19 protein-coding genes and 2 tRNA genes are annotated in these 18,552 nt (G+C 33.1%); 12 read left to right on the top strand and 9 right to left on the bottom strand.

Annotated features, from left to right (window positions below):
- The first annotated feature begins 119 nt into the window (after positions 1 to 119).
- The 7 genes from F3G91_RS10070 (at position 120) to F3G91_RS10040 (ending at position 6,488) form a co-directional block, all read left to right on the top strand.
- Positions 120 to 195 (top strand) — tRNA-Phe (locus F3G91_RS10070).
- A gap of 30 nt (positions 196 to 225) precedes the next feature.
- Positions 226 to 316 (top strand) — tRNA-Ser (locus F3G91_RS10065).
- A 144-nt stretch (positions 317 to 460) separates the two neighbouring features.
- On the top strand, positions 461 to 1,744 hold the full coding sequence (locus F3G91_RS10060) for a tyrosine-type recombinase/integrase (RefSeq protein ID WP_188116834.1): 1,284 nt from the start codon (positions 461 to 463) through the stop codon (positions 1,742 to 1,744).
- Between the two features lie 274 nt (positions 1,745 to 2,018).
- On the top strand, positions 2,019 to 3,395 hold the full coding sequence (locus F3G91_RS10055; protein WP_149701476.1) for a phage integrase SAM-like domain-containing protein: 1,377 nt from the start codon (positions 2,019 to 2,021) through the stop codon (positions 3,393 to 3,395).
- The gene (locus F3G91_RS10050) at positions 3,392 to 3,856 is read left to right on the top strand and encodes a hypothetical protein (RefSeq protein WP_149701475.1); all 465 of its coding nucleotides are present in this window, start codon (positions 3,392 to 3,394) and stop codon (positions 3,854 to 3,856) included. Before F3G91_RS10055 ends, F3G91_RS10050 begins: the two co-directional genes overlap by 4 nt.
- A 97-nt stretch (positions 3,857 to 3,953) precedes the next feature.
- Complete coding sequence (locus F3G91_RS10045) at positions 3,954 to 4,505, top strand: zinc ribbon domain-containing protein (protein ID WP_149701474.1); 552 nt, start codon at positions 3,954 to 3,956, stop codon at positions 4,503 to 4,505.
- Positions 4,506 to 4,517: 12 nt separating this feature from the next.
- Positions 4,518 to 6,488, top strand: a complete 1,971-nt coding sequence (locus F3G91_RS10040; RefSeq protein WP_149701473.1) for a double zinc ribbon domain-containing protein — start codon at positions 4,518 to 4,520, stop codon at positions 6,486 to 6,488.
- A 36-nt stretch (positions 6,489 to 6,524) separates the two neighbouring features.
- Here F3G91_RS10040 and F3G91_RS10035 read toward each other — a convergent pair whose 3' ends face one another.
- The 3 genes from F3G91_RS10035 to F3G91_RS10025 form a co-directional block, all read right to left on the bottom strand.
- Positions 6,525 to 8,075, bottom strand: coding sequence for a type IV secretory system conjugative DNA transfer family protein (locus tag F3G91_RS10035; RefSeq protein ID WP_149701472.1), 1,551 nt, complete (start codon positions 8,073 to 8,075; stop codon positions 6,525 to 6,527).
- 1 nt (position 8,076) lies between these two features.
- A complete protein-coding gene (locus F3G91_RS10030; RefSeq protein WP_021083671.1) occupies positions 8,077 to 8,634 on the bottom strand; it encodes a ClpP family protease in 558 nt (185 codons plus the stop codon).
- Positions 8,635 to 8,730: 96 nt separating this feature from the next.
- Positions 8,731 to 10,020, bottom strand: coding sequence for a hypothetical protein (locus tag F3G91_RS10025; protein ID WP_149701471.1), 1,290 nt, complete (start codon positions 10,018 to 10,020; stop codon positions 8,731 to 8,733).
- 194 nt (positions 10,021 to 10,214) lie between these two features.
- Here F3G91_RS10025 and F3G91_RS10020 point away from each other — a divergent pair, with 194 nt between their 5' ends.
- Both F3G91_RS10020 and F3G91_RS10015 read left to right on the top strand, forming a co-directional pair.
- On the top strand, positions 10,215 to 10,757 hold the full coding sequence (locus F3G91_RS10020) for a hypothetical protein (RefSeq protein WP_149701470.1): 543 nt from the start codon (positions 10,215 to 10,217) through the stop codon (positions 10,755 to 10,757).
- Positions 10,754 to 11,245 (top strand): hypothetical protein, encoded by a 492-nt coding sequence (locus tag F3G91_RS10015; protein ID WP_149701469.1) that lies wholly within the window; start codon positions 10,754 to 10,756, stop codon positions 11,243 to 11,245. Before F3G91_RS10020 ends, F3G91_RS10015 begins: the two co-directional genes overlap by 4 nt.
- A gap of 128 nt (positions 11,246 to 11,373) precedes the next feature.
- Here F3G91_RS10015 and F3G91_RS10010 read toward each other — a convergent pair whose 3' ends face one another.
- The 3 genes from F3G91_RS10010 to F3G91_RS10000 form a co-directional block, all read right to left on the bottom strand.
- Complete coding sequence (locus F3G91_RS10010) at positions 11,374 to 11,994, bottom strand: hypothetical protein (protein ID WP_149701468.1); 621 nt, start codon at positions 11,992 to 11,994, stop codon at positions 11,374 to 11,376.
- Positions 11,995 to 12,008: 14 nt separating this feature from the next.
- A complete protein-coding gene (locus F3G91_RS10005; protein WP_149701467.1) occupies positions 12,009 to 12,929 on the bottom strand; it encodes a hypothetical protein in 921 nt (306 codons plus the stop codon).
- Positions 12,930 to 13,057: 128 nt separating this feature from the next.
- Positions 13,058 to 13,489, bottom strand: a complete 432-nt coding sequence (locus F3G91_RS10000; protein WP_002941319.1) for a hypothetical protein — start codon at positions 13,487 to 13,489, stop codon at positions 13,058 to 13,060.
- Positions 13,490 to 13,624: 135 nt separating this feature from the next.
- Here F3G91_RS10000 and F3G91_RS09995 point away from each other — a divergent pair, with 135 nt between their 5' ends.
- On the top strand, positions 13,625 to 14,104 hold the full coding sequence (locus tag F3G91_RS09995; protein WP_149701466.1) for a hypothetical protein: 480 nt from the start codon (positions 13,625 to 13,627) through the stop codon (positions 14,102 to 14,104).
- Positions 14,105 to 14,112: 8 nt separating this feature from the next.
- Complete coding sequence (locus F3G91_RS09990; RefSeq protein WP_188116833.1) at positions 14,113 to 15,402, top strand: SEL1-like repeat protein; 1,290 nt, start codon at positions 14,113 to 14,115, stop codon at positions 15,400 to 15,402.
- A 272-nt stretch (positions 15,403 to 15,674) separates the two neighbouring features.
- On the opposite strand, the gene F3G91_RS09985 is transcribed toward F3G91_RS09990, so the two are convergent.
- Positions 15,675 to 16,211: a hypothetical protein gene (locus tag F3G91_RS09985; protein ID WP_149701464.1), complete on the bottom strand. Its 537-nt coding sequence runs from the start codon at positions 16,209 to 16,211 to the stop codon at positions 15,675 to 15,677.
- Positions 16,212 to 16,429: 218 nt separating this feature from the next.
- On the opposite strand from F3G91_RS09985, the gene F3G91_RS09980 reads away from it, so the two are divergent.
- Entirely contained in the window at positions 16,430 to 17,668 is a 1,239-nt protein-coding gene (locus F3G91_RS09980; RefSeq protein ID WP_107796921.1) for a hypothetical protein, read from the top strand.
- Positions 17,669 to 17,689: 21 nt separating this feature from the next.
- Here the strand turns inward: F3G91_RS09980 and F3G91_RS09975 are convergent, their stop codons facing one another.
- On the bottom strand, positions 17,690 to 17,977 hold the full coding sequence (locus F3G91_RS09975; RefSeq protein ID WP_107796920.1) for a type II toxin-antitoxin system RelE/ParE family toxin: 288 nt from the start codon (positions 17,975 to 17,977) through the stop codon (positions 17,690 to 17,692).
- A complete protein-coding gene (locus F3G91_RS09970) occupies positions 17,978 to 18,229 on the bottom strand; it encodes a hypothetical protein (protein ID WP_107796919.1) in 252 nt (83 codons plus the stop codon).
- Between the last annotated feature and the right edge of the window lie 323 nt (positions 18,230 to 18,552).

Here is an 18,552-nt window from a genome sequence, read left to right as displayed (position 1 = left end):
TTGTCAGGCTAAAAATTTATAGTTTTATATTTAAATTTCTTAAAAACAAAAGCTTCTTGTAGATTTTTAAACTTAGTTTAAATATTTAAAATGTATAATCCAATTTCTTTTATCAAGGTGGTTGGATAGCTCAGTCGGTAGAGCAGCAGACTGAAAATCTGCGTGTCGGCAGTTCGATTCTGCCTCTAACCACCATTTCTTTTTAATAAAATTTTTCATGAACGTGGACAGATGGGTGAGCGGCTGAAACCACACCCCTGCTAAGGGTGCAGCTCTTAATCGGGGCTCGAGGGTTCAAATCCCTCTCTGTCCGCCACCAATACAATATTTTTCTTTCCAACTTCCCCAAATTTCGGTGTTTTAACTGCATTTATTAGCAGATATTTTTGTCTTAAATTTCAGACAAATCAGCTTTGTTACAGAAAATTTGCACTTTTGTTACAGAAACTAGGATCATTCTATGAGCTCTAGATTGATCACTAAGGTTTCTAATAGACCAAATTTTTACTTTTTTGATACTGCTCTTAAAGATGGCAAAAAGCTAACTGTTAAATTTTGCCTTTTCACAAAAAATCTAGATGAGGCGGTAAGACTAGCAAATTCTATAAAAGCTGCAGCCAACGAAGCTCTTGCTAAAAAGATAACCACAACGCATGCAAACTCTAAAAGCCTAAGAGCCTTGATAAACATCAAAAGGCAAAATGAGCGGTGCATTAAACAAAATGGCATATTTTTAGATGTTAGCGAATATAAAGAGCTCTCACAAGATGTGATAGCTAAATTTTATAATCTAGTAGCTCCAGAAGAAAAGCTTAAAAACGAGCTCAAAACATTATTGGATGCACCTTTAAATCCAAAAGAAACCTCGCCGCTATCTTTTGAATCGGTAGCCAAAAGATATGTGCAAACAGAGTGTTTAAAGCTAAAATCTAGCGATAAAACCAAGGGCTATTATGTTAAGACTGGCAAGCTCTTGGATGAGTTTTTTAAAGATCATCAAGGTAAAGAGTTTAGCTACGGCGATGCTGAAAACTTCCAAACAACTCTAGCAAACAAAAAGCTTAATAAAAAGACCATCAACAACTACACATCTTACTCAAAAAGGCTCTTTGACTATGCCATAAAGATGGGCAAGCTAACAACCAATCCTTTTAAAATGCTTACATCTTTTAAAATTTCAGCTGATGAGAAGTCTCCGAAAGATAACTTTAGCCTAGATGAACTAAAAATAGTTTTTGATACAAAAAGGCTTGATCTACGAAACTATATGATGTTTGCTCTTCATACTGGGCTAAGGCTTAATGAAATTTGGCAACTTGATAGCAAAAGTGCAGGCGAAGAAGATGGCATAAAATTTATAAATGTTAAGACTGCCAAGCAAAAAGGCGGCGTTAGCAAATATAGGCAAATTCCGCTACATAAGAATATTGAGCATTTGGGTGATTTAAAGTGGCTAGAGCAAATCAAGAAAGGAAAAGAGAGTAGTGATTATTTTGGAAAGCGCCTAAATCGGCATATCCACAAATCTATCCCAAGTGCAAATGTTAGTTTTCACAGACTGCGTGGCAATTTCGCAAAAGCCATTAAAGACTATTGTTTGGAAAATTCTCTAGCAGATCTTACTTCCGTTCTTTTGGGACATAGCACAGACCTAGCAACTGATACATATGCAAAAGGAGTGTCCTTGAAGGCTAAAAAAGAGGCATTAAAGGGGCTCGATGACTATCATTTACTAATTATTTAAAAATACCTATTTTGAAAAGTATAATTAACAATATAGAAATTTTAACATAGGAGAAGTCGATGATTTTAATGAATTAAATCATCTAGCAATAAAGTTTCATTATCAAAATGATCCAAAACTACTATCTGATGATATAAATTATTGCCTTGGAAAGGGGTATGAAAGAGCCACAAGTGATAAGGGTAAAAACTACTGGTTAAAAATATGTTGTCATCTTTTTAATCTATTTCCATACTCTGTCCATTTGTTTGGAACTAAAAAGTTTAAATATATAATGGACGAGCGATTTGATGCCTTAAATTCAAGGACTGATACTACCCAAAGACCTGCCGTCCCAATAGATGATGATCTGCCTGTAGAGGAGTTAATAAATATTTTTTGTCCAGCTGCACCAGAGAAAAAACCAGCCCATAAGAAAAAGAATGCTAAAGAAATTCCTAGTGGCAATACAGTAGAGGTAAAAGGTGGGCTTATTGTTTTTGGTACTTTTATACCACATTATATCGTGTCAGAGATATTAAACTATAACGAAAAGAAAAAGAAAACCAAAATAAAGCCAATCAAACCTAACAAAGATTCATTAAATATATCAACAATCAAAGATTTAGTTGAAAATTACATAGAATGTGTTGGATCAAGGCAAAAGTTTAGCGAAAGCACAAAAAAAGAATACAGATTTGTATCAAAACTACTTCAAGAATTTCTTGATAGTAAAAGCATTGGGATAAATGATATAAATTTAATTGTAGCTGAAAATTTTCAAGATAGTCTTTTAAATTCTAAAGATGGAACACAGAAACGTGGCGAAAAAAGAGTGAATAATATAGTTGGCTTTCTTTCAAAAATTTTTGAAAGAGCTGTAAATTTAGGCCTTATTGAAACTAATTATTTTAGCATGATATCACTTGTACGTTTTCGCATTAATAAAAAAACTACTAAGCGAAATTTTACTGTGGATGAATTAGGATTATTATTTTCAGGACAACATGGTATCGAAAAAGAAATATTAGACTATTTTCGGTTCAAACTACATGTTGGACTTCGTATGGAAGAATTCTTTAGATTAAATGAAAATAGTTTCATAACAGAGACAATAGATGAGCAAGCATATAATTGTGTCATTATAGATACAGCAAAAGGCAAATACAGTAGTGAATCCAAAAGAGTAATTGTCCTACATGAAAATATCAAAGACTTACATAATTATAAATGGGTTAAAGCCATAAAAGAAAAATACCCTACAATAAAGTCTTTTAATAAGAAAGTCAATGGTTGCATAAAAAAAGTTATAAGTGATAAAAAAGTTAGCGATCATCGCTTGAGAGGCAACTTTGCTAAGAAATTAGTAGAATACGATCGTATAAACAACATAAGTGGCTCCATTGTAAATGCTGCAGATGAATTAGGTCACAATATAAATAAAAACAATAGAAAGAATCTTGAACAATATAACGACCTAATTAAGGAAATGTTGGGCTACAATCTCTCCGACGCTCTTGACATATACGCCAAGTCTGACTTTTTGAAGCTTAAACAAAGAATCATAAAAGCATTTGATGAATATTCAGGTATTTTCAAATACTTAGATATACCAAGTAATAAAATACCCCATATTAAATCAAATAAAAATAATAAAAAGGATAAGAAATGATAACAATTTATAATAACGAACTTTTGTTCAGACCCGCTTACTCAGACGAACTTTATATATTTGATGATCCGTTTGAGACTATTAATGATTGGCTTGATGCGACGATCATGGGCTTAAAACAAGAATGCCCTTTTGTTTTAAGCGGTTCATCTCTTGGTAAATTTACTACAGGAACGAGTGATTTCACAATAGGTGGCGAACAAGGCGAGGCATGGACTTACCAAAATGTATTAGATTTTTGTAAAGAGCTATACGATGAAGTCTTTAAGATCAGGGGCAAGCTAGTTGGGCTCTTTTGTCAGTCCATAGGTTGCACAGACAAAGAGGAATTTGATGAAATTTATCAAAAATTCAATAAAAAACTTAATGAGTTTAAAAAAATTCTAGACAAGTTTAAAATACAACAAGGCTTAGATATGCAATATGGCTTCAAGCAGTCCATGCCTTCTTATATTTATTAAAGCAATGCTTATTTTTAAGAATGAGCTTAGTAAAAGTTAAATAGAATTATTCACTTTGAATAATTATATTCTTTAAAAATAAAAAAAGGAAAGTAGTATGGAGACTAAATTTTGTCCATTTTGTGGTGAGACAATTAACAAAGATGCTATTAAATGCAGATTTTGTGGTAGCTTCTTAAATGAGGAAGCCAAAAATCAAGCAAGAGAACAAATGAATAGCCAAAAAAATATGGCGAATAATTTCCCATATCAAAACCAAGCAAATAGTAATGAAATTCCGCTTGGTTTTATAAAAACGTGGGATGGAAAAATAATCCTAAAACCACAAGGTTTTAACTTTTGGGCATTTTTGTTTGGGCCTTTATACTATACTGGATATGATAACCTGCTATATATATTTCTAACAACTATATCAACAGTTTTATTATACTTCTTAATCGGTATAGGCGTAAAAAATGATAGTATAGAAATGATTAATATTGTTTCTATAGTTTATACAATAGGTTTGCTTGTGACGCAAATCATAGCGGGTGCAATAGCAAATAATGTTCTTCCAGTAAAAACAGTTAAATTTAATTATGGCTGGGCAATTGGTGCATTTTTAGTATTGCTTATTGCACAATTGATATCTCTAAGACTATTTTTTTAGTAGGATTTGAGCATGAACAACAATCTAGTCAAATGTCCTTTTTGTGCTGAAGAAATAGAAAATGATTTGGAATTTTGTCCAATCTGCGATACACAACTAAAAACGCAGTGCCCTTTTTGTAAAGAAGAAGTAAAGACAAATGCCACCAAGTGCAGATTTTGTGGTGAAACCTTGCACTTTATGCCAAAAACCAAAAAAGAGATCATTAAAGAGCAAGAAGAGAGTGAAAGAAAAAGGCTGCGAAAGTTAGAAGAAGAAGCAAGAGAGGAGCAGCTAAGAAAAGAAAAAGAAGAAGAGGCGATTCGCTTGAGAGAGCAAAGACAGCGTGAGCTAGAAGAAGCTAGACTTGCTGAGGAAGCCAAAAAAAGAGAAAACAAAGAGCAACTAAAAAAGCACATAAAAAAATACAAATTTATATATGCTATATCTATTTTTATACTTGCTGTTGCGGTAGCCTCTGCATTTATATTCTTAGGAAATCCAAGCAGATATGAAATTTATAGCTTAGAAAATGAATGCGAAAATCAAAATAGTGATAGTTGTATGAAGTTGGCATACTTTTATAACAAGGAGCATGACACTGCAGCAAAGCTGTATGCAGACAAAGCGATAAGTCTTCTAAAAGAGAAGTGCAAATCTGACCCTAAAGCCTGCTATCAACTAGGCCTGCTTTATGAACATGGCGACTATCAAACTAGTAGTTTTACTTTAGAGAAGATAAAAAATATAGATTATAAAGAGGCTTATGAATACTACAAAACATCTTGCAAATCAGATAATACGCAAGCTTGCGATAAGCAAAAAGCACTTGAAGACGATGCAAAAATTGCTTGCGAGATAGGGATAAGCGATGGCTGCATAAAACTGGCTAAAGATTATGAACAAAAAAACGACCTAGAGCATGCAAACGAGATCTATACAAAGCTTTGCAACAATAATAACAAAGAAGCTTGCAAGGCTTTAGCTGGCAATCTACTAAAAGGTAATCCCTCTGAAAAAAATATAAAAGTAGCTTATGAGATATATAAAAAAGTTGATGTCTCTAAAGCAAATACAGTTTTTAACGGCGAACATGGATGCCTTCTAAACAATAGTCTTGCTTGCTTTGAAATGGGATTAGAATATAACAGCAATGGTGATTATAAGAAGGCAAATGAATATTTTGAGATGGGGTGTAATTTAGGAGATGGCGGATCTTGCTCTCATTTAGGTGTTAATTACCAAATGGGAAATGGGGTCTTGGCAGATATAAATAAAGCAAAAGAGTTTTACCAAAAAGCTTGTGATCTTAAAGATGGTTTGACTTGCAAAAGCCTGGCCAATCTATATAGGCTTGAAAAAAATATAGATAGTGCTGCCATAAATTATGAAAAAGCTTGTAATCTTGATATGGCTGAATCATGTGGGTATGCAAGCGAACTTTTTAAGGATGACGCAAACTCTTTTAAAGATCTAAAAAAAGCTATCGAATTTGCTAAAAAAGGGTGCGATCTAAAAGATGGCAAGAGCTGCTTTATCCTTGGTGCTAGATACGGAGAAGGTGATGGTATAAAAAAGGATCTTAAAGAGGCCAATAAATACTATCAAAAAGCTTGCGATCTAAATAACGGTGCTGATGGATGTGCAAGTCTTGGTTATAACTATAAATATGGCTATGGGATAACTAAAGATCTAACTTTGGCCAATAAATATAATAAAAAAGCTTGCGACGCAGGAAGTGGTAGAGGTTGTAACTATCTTGGCGTAAACTATAGAGATGGGGTTGGCTTTGAAAAAAATATGCAAACCGCATACTCTTATTTCAGAAAATCTTGTTATGACTACAACTATGCTAGGGGATGCACAAATTTAGGCGAAATATTATGCATATATGGCAATTATACCAATGCAAAACAAGAGGCACAAGATGCGCTAAATAAAGCATACTATGAACTTGGTGACAAGAAAGCACTAGATATACTTAATAAATATTTTAGCTACTAAAAACTCATGGGAATTTCCCATGAGTAAATTTACATCTTATAAAACCCCCTGCCAGAGATCTTCATCTTCGTCTTTTGACTCTTTTGCTTCTTGAACTAAAACGTTTAGTCTTTTAAGTAGCGCATCAAGTTTTTGATTTAGCACTGGCACTTCAGACTTCTTTTTTGTCACTATGTCTTGCTTTATGAGCAAAGAGCGCCTTTTAAATAGCTGCTCGTTATATACCAAAATTTCATTATCCCCAAGAGTTACATTAGTAAAACTACTACCGATGCCAAGCTCTTTTTGGTAGCTTAGCTCAGCCTTTAAAAGATCATTTTCATCTATAAATATAGGCGAGGCCTTATAAATTTTACCATCGTGGTAATACTCAAATTTTTTTAACTTGCTAAAGTCTTTATCCTCTCCACTGGCGTATTGTCTGACCGAGTTTTTAAAGAAGTATTGATTGGTTAAATTTCCCACCAGCTCTTTATATCTTGAGTCGCTACCAAGGCTACTTTTTAGCACGTCTTCGTTTTGAAAGGCGAGTATGAGTTCGACCCTAGCCTCTCTTAGCACGTCAGCGTGCAGGTCCGTTGATGGATTTAGCACACGCTGCGCTTCATCTATAAAGATACTAACTGGCACCTTCTCTTCGTTTGCTATGCGTTGCGCCATATTTGAAAGGGTGGAATTTAGCATAAGCTCAACCGCACTATCCTTTAGCCCCTGAGAATTTACAACGACTATCTTTCCTTCATTTAGTAGCTTGCTTATGCTATTGCCATGATAGTTTAGCATCTCATCGTCAGCTATGCTTTGCAAGGCAAAAAGCATAAATGTGTAGTTTGAGAAAAGCCTTGCTTTTTGTGACTCTTCATCATTTCTTATACCTTCATACTCCTTAAAAGCTTGTATGAAATTTTCAGATTTTTCATTAAACTCGCCTAATGCCCAAATTTTCTCATTTAAAGAGCTAACCAAATGTCTTTTGCTTATACCTTTTGCAAATGCCGTTTCGCTTTTTACATGATCATCTACCAGCTTAACTAAGGCATAAAATTTTTTAAAGTCGCCTAGCTGCTGGGTTGATTTGCATAAATTTGCAAAGCTTGGCTTTATATCTTTTGCTCTATTTTCTATATATGGGGTGCAAAAACCTTGCTCCGTAAGGTCACATATCGCCTTCATCGTTGAAAGAGACTTTGTAGCGATATTTGCCGCTAAATTTCCCCAAAAAGGATCACGCTTTGTGCCAAATGTCTTTTGAAAGAAATTCATCAATAAACTCTCACTTGCGTCATCCATTATGTTTATTTTGTTTCCCCATGGCACATTTATCATTACGACATCTTTTAGTCTGCCATGCTTATTGGCTAGAAATTTAACCTTTTTATGCTCAACTCCTTTGTAGTCAAAGACAAGCATCCCATGCCCTACTTTTATGCGTTCGTCCATCGCTGGCAGGATCGCTGAAGTGGTCTTACCGCAACCTGTTTGCCCTGTTATCATCGCATGCGTAAAGCTAATAGGTATGCTAAGAGCGTTTGAAGTAGCGACTTGAGCTAGGTCTTTTTTGTTGTTGATTAGTGAAAAAACTGACATATTATTCTCCTTTATTAGTTGGTATTATTTCATTAGCTAGGCCATAAGCGATGGCTGATGATGCGTCTATATAGCAGTCTCTATCGGTGAGCTGTTCTATCTTTGCTATTTTTAGGTTGCTGTTAGCCTTTATCATCTCATTGACTTTTGATTTGATTTTTAAAATTTGATTTGCGATTAGCTCGATGTCGCTTGCCTGACCCGATGCACCGCCAAGAGGCTGATGAAGCATGAGGCTTGAGTTTGGCAACATATAGCGCTTATCTCCGTTTAAAAATATGAGTGCAGACATAGAGGCAGCTAGCCCCACGCAAAATGTATTGATTGGTGATTTTATGGTTTTCATAAAGTCGATTAGTCCAAAGCCATCATATATCGAGCCTCCAGGGCCACTTATATATATGTTTATGTCGCTTTGATCTACGCTGTCAAGATACAAAAGTGTCTTTTGCGTAGTTAGGCAAATTTCTTGATCGATCTGCCCATATAAAAAGATATTTCTATCAGCTAGCAAGCTCATGTGAATGTCGGCGAAATTTAACTTGTCAAACTCTGCCATCTTCTCTCCTTGTTTTGATTTTTGTGAGAGAAGTTTAAGATAGTAGATGAGTCTTTAAATTCCACCTATTGCTTCTAGAGCCGGTGGCTTGGTAGTTTATAAAAGCTCTATGTCGTTTATGTGATGTCCTAAAGCAGTAGTTCTTTTTTCATCGATGAATAAATTTAAGCTCTTACCAAGAAGATCTTCAAAGTAAATTTTAGCTAGCTCTTTAGAGTTTTTATATTTAAACGTAGCATGCACAGCAAGGTATAGTCCGTAGATATCATCTATAAGCCACTGCCTTGCGTATCTATCTTTGTTTAATTCAAAATTTTTGTAAGAAAGATCATTTTTTAGATTATCTAGCTCCTTTTTAAATTTGCTTAATACAAAGATATTTTCATCTTTAAGGGATTTATATATAAGCTCAGGATCTAAAAGCAAGCTATCGTCTAAAGATATTAAGTGCTTTTTAGTAGGGGTGGTTTTTATTTTTATCACATTTTGCTTTATTTTCCAAATTTCATCATAAATTTGATCAAAGTTACCAAAAAATGCGGGTGAAAATATAACCAAGGCATCATCTTCTCTAAAACTTATATATCTATCTTTAAAAATTTCAAGCTCAAAAATTTCTGATCCCATATTGCTAAAAACTAGCGTTTGATTGTCCCTATCTAGCCCCATCACAAAGCCTCTTTTTATGATCAAAACATTCATGCATTTTAAAAATCTCTGAACTTTTGCCTCGTCATAAACATAGCTTAAAAGATAAAGCGGCATACCATCTGGCTGGCTACTTGAAAAGTCTTTGTATTTGCCCTTCCAAAAGTACTCCCCTAGGTTTAAACACATCATTATAAAAGCAGCATCTTGCATATATGTAAATTTTTCATCATCATCTATTGACCTACTTTTAAGAGATTTTACATGCTTTTCTAGGTCATCATTTGGAGCTAGGATGTAACTATTTTTATCATTTATATGCTGTTTTTGGCTCGGTACCAAATTTTGATCTAGCTTTATAAGCGCAAAAAACTCTTCACATACTTTTTTTAGCTTTGTATTTATCTGCTTTCTTTTGCTGTCTATTTTTTCATCAAAATTTTTAATGTAGCTACGAAGTCTTGGCACATTTACTATTAGATCTTCGTCTTTACCACAAACTTTGCAAACTTCATCCATAAATTTTTTAGTCTGTCTGTCTCTTTTTTCGTCAACCATCTTTTTAAGTATAGATAGATCATTTTCTTTACTAAAATCATAAAATTTACCAACAAAAAGAGAGAGTGCATATGTATTTACAAGAGAGTTTAAAATAGGTGTTTGATCTATTTTAAGGTTTTTATCTGGTTGCTTTTTGCTTCTACCATTAAAAAGTTTATATTCGACCTCGAATGACATACTTTATCCTTGTAGTTTTTAATAGACCCGTAGTATTTCAATAAGCTACATCCACCAAAATTCTACCTATATTTTTATTAGTTTTCCAAAAAACAAAGCAAAAATATTTAAGTCATAAATAAATAGTAAAAATTATTCAAATAAATATAAAATTAGGTATAATTATTCACATAGTAAAACTATTAGGAGGAGTTATGGTAAAAAATATAGCATTTACCTTATTTTTATTGCTGATAGGCACCAATGCCAATGCAGCTTTTCTGGAGGCTTTAGTCAATGGTATAGCACAAGACATGAATGAATTTATGGCTCCCAAAAAGAAGCCAGTATGTCGTCCTATTATTACAAACTCAAGATCTATATATGTAAGAGACAGTAATGGTGTGGACTTTAACTATGAATATACATATAAAAGTCTTAGCAGGGATTCAAGCTTATACGTAGAAGACCCATCTAAAACAAAATATCCAAATATACAAAGAATAGCTACCATTAATTGCAGTAATAATATGATGTCAACTTATTTGAGCGTGTGGCATATTGATAAAGCAACAGGTAGAGTTATTTCAGAAAGTAGTCCGATAGCAAGCTACGAAAAGGAGCTAAGAAAACTTCCTTTACTTGACATAAGCGAAGCAGACAATAGAGGCTGGATTTCTGCGGATTTTCGTAGAAACTTTTTTGAAGAAGATTACTCAGTAATATATCTTAAAAACAAAAAGAGGAAAATGAGATGATTAGAAATTTAGCGCTTGCTTTTTTAGCAATATTTTTTTTAAGTGGTTGTGTAACGTCACTAAGCAAAGGTGGCAAAACGCAAAAAACAGATAGATCCGCCAAATCGCAAATAAGTTCTGATAGCGGAATATACTATCATATTTCTTATGGTCCTGAGGTCGATTTTGTGGGAAATGGAAATAAAACTTTTTATTATTACTTAGAAATTTTCCCAGTTAAGACTGATTTTATAAGTCCTTACATTGAAAGAAATGATGAATATACGACACTAGAAAAATGTTATCACAAATTACTCAATGTATCTTCCCAAACCGGAGCGATCCGTGTAAGCAGCAAAGATTATGTCTTGCCAGGTAACCCACAAAGCATAATGCTTTATAAGACTTTAGAATCTAAAAAAAGAATAGAACTTGGTGATTTCTCCGTATGTGACTCGTCTGTCAAATGGAAGAGACTACAAGAGGCCCCTAAAGAGTGGAGTAAATAGGTAAAACAAATTTTATTAAGGAGTAAAAATGAAAAAGGTTACAAGGCTATATGTGATCTAGCAAAATAAAAGTGATTTATGCTACTTTAAGCATTTATATAGTGCCTAAAGTAGCAAATATACTAAATTTAGTTTTGATTGTTTTGCGATTTTAAACGCTCCAACTCTCGTTCTAGCTCCCGTGCTCGCATGCTTTGAATTTGCATTATCTCCAGTCTGACTATATTTGCATCAGGAAAATTTTCTATTGTCTCTTGTCTGCCATTTATGTCCATTATAGTTATTGCATTTTTTGTTATCTCATCTTTTATCGCCATTTCATCTTTTATAGCTCTTTCGTCTTTTTCAGAAACTTTGGCATATAGTATTTCATCTATATTAAAGCTAGTTGGCTTAAATGATTTAATCACTATAACCCTTTGTTGTGTTATAACTATTCCACTTCCTATATAAAAGATAAATGTCTTCATTATATATATGGCATACAAAATAAAAAAAATTGCGCCAGCAGAAAAAGCTAAGATAGGATTGTTAAAAAAATGCTCAACTAAATCTACTATAATTATAGTAAAAAATATTAGTCCAAGTAATATTTTACTAAGGTCCAAGGAACTTGCTTTTAACAAAAATTTTCTTTCTACAAACTCATTAGGGCCAAGGTTAAGACATTTGTTAAAAGATTTTTCATACATACCATAAATAATAAATGAAACTACCAAAAATATTAATATTGTAATTGCAATAGACATTTCTAATCCTTTAGTTATTTATTTATATATTTTCTACCTTCATCTGACAATATATCTTCTATTAAATTATATGGCACCACTTTGAGATCATTATAACCTTGATCTACATACATCTTTCCATTAAATATATACATACTCTGAACTAGACAAGACATACCACAAGTAGTATCTATAATACCTTTTTGGCCCAATAGTCTCTCTAAACTTTCCTTATCAACCGTAAAAAAGTCTTGGATGTCCTTTTCTTTACCATCTTTTATCATCTTTACATCTCTATACTCTCCCTCTGCATTACCAGTAGTATTCATATATCTTAAAGAGTCTTCTATCGCTATGTCTGGTGAAGAGAAGTAAATATTTGTGTGACCTATCATATGTCCATTAGAATTTAAACTACTTTTTCTATAACTATCCAAAACACCATACGGCCCTGTATAACACACATCCATATTTCTAATATCTCCTTCCTCATCCGGTGTAAGCTTAATATCATAGTTTTTTACAAACATAGACTTCAGTTCAAAAACCTTTGTGAGAGGTAAACATTCGTTTTGTGTCTTTACACAATAGCTCGAATCTTGTGGTTTATCTTTATTGTATTGTATTGGTGTTATTACAAGAGCTTTTACTTTATTGCCAGATTCATCTTTTTTGAAGCACTCAATGTTTTTACCATTTTTGGCGCATTCTGCCTTTTGTCCATCTACTATTACCTCACCCATATTGCGGTAGTCGTAACATCCCTCAAAGGCATCCTTCTCATTTCTTTGCGAATCAAAAAAGTTAAAAACAAGCTGAAACGATAAGCTACCGTTAAGAACATAGATTGATTGAACACCTGTGTCTATAATGTATTTGAAATTGCTAGTAGCACCTCTTTCTAATCCATATACCATACTAGCCAAAAAGCATACAATAAATAATGCCTTTTTCATCTAGAACTCCTTTTTCTATAAGTAAAAATTTGCAAGTATATTATTCAATACGAACTTTATTTAATATAAAATTTATTCTAACTACATAGTTTCTAGGTATGGTTGTCTTTATGGCGAGTAGAAGGTGGTTATAAAAGAGAAATATCTCTCATATGTCTTAGCGTTTGCTCTTTGTTTTTCTCTAGAATTTCTATTAGCCTTGATAAGAGTGGCTCTGAAGCATATTGACAAAGATCTATGATGCGACTTATGTTTTGTAAATTTTCATATTCTTTATCATTGTAATTACATTTATTGACCATATCTTTTAAAAAGCTTGAGATATTAAGGTCGTCTATAAAAAGTTCTTGCTCGCTTACTTCAAGGGCTTTTGCTATATAAGGTATAAGCTCAGCCTTGATCTCTCTATTTCCATTGAGATAGTTGTATATAGATGGCAGAGACGGCACTTCGCCTGTGCTTTTTAGCCTAGGCTCAAGATCTATAAATTTTTGGACAAAGTCCTTTTTCTTTAACTTTTTACTTCTTAGGATCGCATTTATTCTTTCATAAATTTGCATTTTACACTCTTTGAAATTGCTCTAAATTTAAGAAGTATAGTTGATAAAAAAATACTATATGAATTAAGTATTCAATAAGAATAATTCTTATATGATTTTTAACCTAATGAATGAATTTCAAATAAGGAGATTGTTATGAAAAAAGTATTTTCAAGTTTGCTAATAGCTAGCTTGCCATTAGCTATGTTTGGGGCTGCGCCTTTTAAGTTAAAGCTATATCAAGACAATCCAGATGATGCTGGTTTTAGTTTTGAGATTACATCGCTTTATGATGGTAGGCTTATTGTTGATTACCCTAACATAGTAGTAAATAAAGGTAAGGCAGGATGTGTAATATATGATGACAAAAAATCAAATAAGGTATTTGATGATTATCTTAGACAACGTGGGGGAGGGAATTCCTTTGCTGGATATTTTGGAGAAATGTTTCAAAATGCATTTCGGTCAAAAGAAGAACGCAAAAATTTTGTTAGACAATTTGGTGTCGAAGAAAATAGCAAGCTTGCATTTGAGTATGGAGATGCTAGAGAATCTTTAATGGTATGCCAAAAAGATAGAATTTTAGAGATAGTTGTCCCAACAAATGTCGGAACATATACCTTTAGTTTTAGATAGGATAAATGATGGCAGTGATGAAAAATATCATAAAAGTTTTAATAATTACAGCTTTTAGTTTAAATTTGCTTCAAGCCAAAGCTACACTTTCCATAGATGGATATATGCCAAAAATGCTTTTTATGAAAGTCAAAGATGGTGGAACTGTCTATGTGGATGATGAAAAAAAAGGTATAACATCGGCAAGCGGTCCGTTGGTCGTTCAAATAGCAGAGGGAGAGCATAATGTAAAGGTATGCTTCCCTAATGAAAAAAATAATATGCTCAGGATATGTGGTGAGCAAAAAGTCTATGTAGCAGATGACACACAGGCAAGCGTAAGTATAAAAGCAGAAAGATCACAAAGTATAACAGATCTAGAAAAGTGTCAAGATGGTGATTTTAAAATTTGTGCTGAGCTAGGTAAGGCTTATTACTATGGCAATGGTGTAACTAAAGATATTAATAAGGCAATACAACTTTACGAAAAAGCTTGTGATGGCGGAATAATGGATGGATGTATTTATTCGGGTATTGCCTATCAAAAAGGAGAAGGAGCAGCCACGGATCTTGGCAAGGCAGTCCAGCTTTACGAAAAAGCTTGCAATGGTAAAAATATGTTTGGTTGTACTTTTTTGGGAGAAGCTTATCAATACGGCAATGGAGTATCTAAAGATCTTTATAAATCTGCACAGCTTTACGAACAAGCGTGTGATAATGAAGAGATGATTGGATGTCTTGATTTAGGTAATGCTTATTACAATGGTAATGGAGTAGCAAAAAATCTTAATAAGGCAGCACAACTTTACCAAAAAGCTTGTGATGGTGGGATAATGAAAGGATGTGCTAATCTAGGTGTTACTTACCAAAATGGCGATGGAGTAACCAAAGATTTTGGTAAGGCAGTACAGCTTTACCAAAAAGCTTGTGATAATGAAGAGATGATTGGATGTCTTAATTTAGGTAATGCCTATTATTTTGGTAATGGAGTAGCAAAAAATCTTAATAAAGCAGCGCAACTTCACCAAAAAGCTTGCGATGGTGGAGAAATGAAAGGATGTCTTTATTTAGGTAATGCTTATCGCAATGGCGATGGAGTAGCAAAAAATCTTAATAAGGCAGCACAACTTTACCAAAAAGCTTGCGATGGTGGAGAAGCAGAAGGATGCTTTAATCTAGGGAGTGCCTATTTCAATGGCGATGGAGTAGCAAGAGATATTGATAAGGCAATGAAACTTTTTCAAAAAGCTTGTGATGGTGGAGATATGGAAGGATGTAATGTGTTGCAAAGATTCAACTGGCTACGAGAATCAAATTAGGTAATACTTATAAGATAGCCTATAAACAAAAACATATATAGCTACTTATAAATTCATAAGTAGCTATATAACTTCAGGTTAGTTAATTTTTAATAAAATCTCTTTTAAACACTCTTTTAAATTTTGAATGCTATCAAAAAATCTTGATAGTAAAATAGCCTCAAGAAAACTGCTTTACTTAATGATAGTTCCATTGGGATCCTCTATGGTATTTCTCGTCCCCTATATTCTAAAATACCAACAAAGATAAATCCAGAATTTACTAATAATAATTAACTAAAAATATATTTCAAAAAGAAACCTAATACTGCAAACGCTATAACACCGCAGGCAAATTTATAATATGACTTGTAAAAACTAATAAAATTTACAAATAAAAAACCTAGAATATACAACAGATCTGCATTGGGGTCTTGACTTTTACGAATATATAGAAATAGCATTGCAAATAATATAATAGAGGCAGTTATAAGTATCTTATGAATTTTGCCAAAATCTTTACTAAAGATATTAAATACATGAAGAAAGGAACCGACTATAAGAGCTCCGCTTATGTATCCTAACTCCAACCCTAGTTGATATTTACAAATGGCATATAAAATTAACCCAGATATGAAAAAAATTAAAGGTTTTTCAAATATTATCAAGATAGTGTCAAAAATTCCTTGAGCGGCATCTGGAAGTTTTTTACCAATTTCCAAATCAGTTTGGGTTACTTTACCAGTCCCTCCACATACAGGACAGTTTTTGTCTGCTCTTATAAATCCATATCCTTGACAATACCTACATTTTATCTCTCTAGTTACCATATAAAACCTATATTTTTAAAATTAGTTATTCTATATAAAATCTTCTTATTCTATTTTTAACTTTATATTTTATGCTTATTTTTACATTAAAAAGCCTCGCAGAGCCCAAAGGTTTAGAGCTATCTAAACCAATTTGGGCAATAAAATGGTTTAGACGAATGATTTTTGCCCAAATACATATAATTACTATAAATAGATATTAAATTTAAAGAGGCAATATGTTTAAAAACCAACAAGCAAACATAACATTTGAGCTAGCTAGTAACCGCACAAATACTCACAATAGTAGAGAAGAAAAACCTGGCTACCTAATGCCAGGATACTATCTAAACGAAAAATATGGGATCTTGAAAAAGCCCGTGAGGCACGTAAGATTAAATAAGCTTAGCTTCGATGACTTATGGCAAAAAAGAAGAGATGAGATGAAGTATGAAGTATCGCATCTTGGCAAGATCAAGCTGATAGATAAGCACAAGGGCAAAAAACCACTAAAACAAAACTGTCACTATGAATGCGTCATAGGACTAAACGAGCATACGCAACTATCAAGCTTACTAAAATCCATAAAAGCTGTAAGCAAAATTTTAAATATTGAACCCATAAATTTATACATTCATAGTGATGAAGGGCACCTTTTGAGAAAGAGCGATAACAAGGAGATATTTCCACTATTTCATGATGAAAATGGCAAACTAGGTGGCACATACATTACAGATAAGGATGGCAGGGCTTATTACATACATATAAAAGAGAGTGTAAATGGTAAGCAATACTATGAAAAAGGGGCTGAACTAGAATATGAAGAGTTTGAACCAATATTTCAAAAGCATGCTCATGTAGAATGGAATAGCTTAGTAAATGGCAGAAACCAAATGCAAAGATTTAAGAAGAATACAACTGATCCGAATTTGGACTATAAAACCGTTTTTAAAATTGTATATAACACAAATGCTGAAATTCTGGGAATGATAAAAGGAGATGGTGGCAGTAAGCATAAGAAACTAAAAGCTTTTAGAGTAGCTAGTGAAAATGATAAGCTTATGAAAAAACTAGAAGAGCTAGAGGCTATCATTGAAAAAGATGAGACATATATAGGGATCATTACTGGATATAGTGAAGAGCAAAAAGTAAAGGTAGAAGAGCTAGAGCATGAAAATCAAACACTAAGAACAAGGCTTAGCGATCAAGAAAGCTTATATAAAGCTCAAGAGACGGAGCTACAAACTACTAAAAATGAGTTTTGCAAGGCTAATCAAGAGCTTATCAAAAAGAATAGTGAAATAGAATTGGCAAGAGAAGAGATAAGGCAAGTAAAAGAAGAAATTTATAATCTAGTCATAACTCATGCAAATACAAATATCAAGCTAAAAAGAGAGCTTGAACACTTTGGTATAGCCTTTCCTGTGGAGATTAAGATGCAAGAGCTAAATAGTAATTTAGAGCTACAGTCTTTATAAATTTAAGCTAATAGTGTATTTCTATGAGTAAGGAGTGAGATTGTGCTTATATATTGCAAGTATTTTTATATAGTCTTGTTCTATACGAAAGACCACCACATACCCTTTAAAGATAAGATCTCTCGTGTCTTCTCTATTGATTGTTTTATTTTTTCTAAATCTGTAAGGCATATAAGAGATGCTTTTTAGCCTTTCTACCAGCTCAATATAAAAAGCCCGAGCAGTCTCAATGCTATCCTTAGAGTAAAAATCTAAAATCGCATCAAGTTGGCTTAAAAAGTCCTTGCTTAAATAAGGAATTTGCTGCATTTAGGCATCGTATTTTTTAAAAAGAGAATTTACATGAGCATTCATTTCGTCCATTGAGACATACTCTAGCTCTCCTTTATCATCCATATCAGAAATCCTCTTTAGATGCTCTTCGTCCTCTTTGCTAAGATAGTTTTGCTGCTCACCATAAGTTTCAAAAATAGCAGCTGGATCTATTTTAAAAAGTAGAGCCTTTATCGCTTCAAGAGTAGTATTATCTGCAGTTGTTTGAATGTTTATCATGGTAGTCATAAAAGTCCTTTTAAATTTGGGTAGATTATAGCACTTTAGAGTCTTTGATTTTATTAAAACAAAAATTTCTATAGCTAAAAATTTTAGAAAAAGTTGTCCTGATAATCGGACAAGTTTTTTATTAAAAATACTCTAAAAGCTCCTTAAAATCATAGAATACTTGTTACAGAGAATTTGGATATTTGTTACAGAAAATCAGCAAAAATAAAGCTTTAAAATATATAATCTTCATATCAATAAAAAGCCGCATATATCGGGCTTTTGAAAGGTTAAAAAGTGATAAAAGTTATAAAATTGGCGGAGTGTCCCTCTCTGTCCGCCAC

Origin of the sequence: Campylobacter concisus (genome assembly GCF_902460715.1) — a bacterium.
GTDB lineage: Bacteria > Campylobacterota > Campylobacteria > Campylobacterales > Campylobacteraceae > Campylobacter_A > Campylobacter_A concisus_AK.
This window is presented reverse-complemented; position numbering and strand designations above follow the sequence as displayed.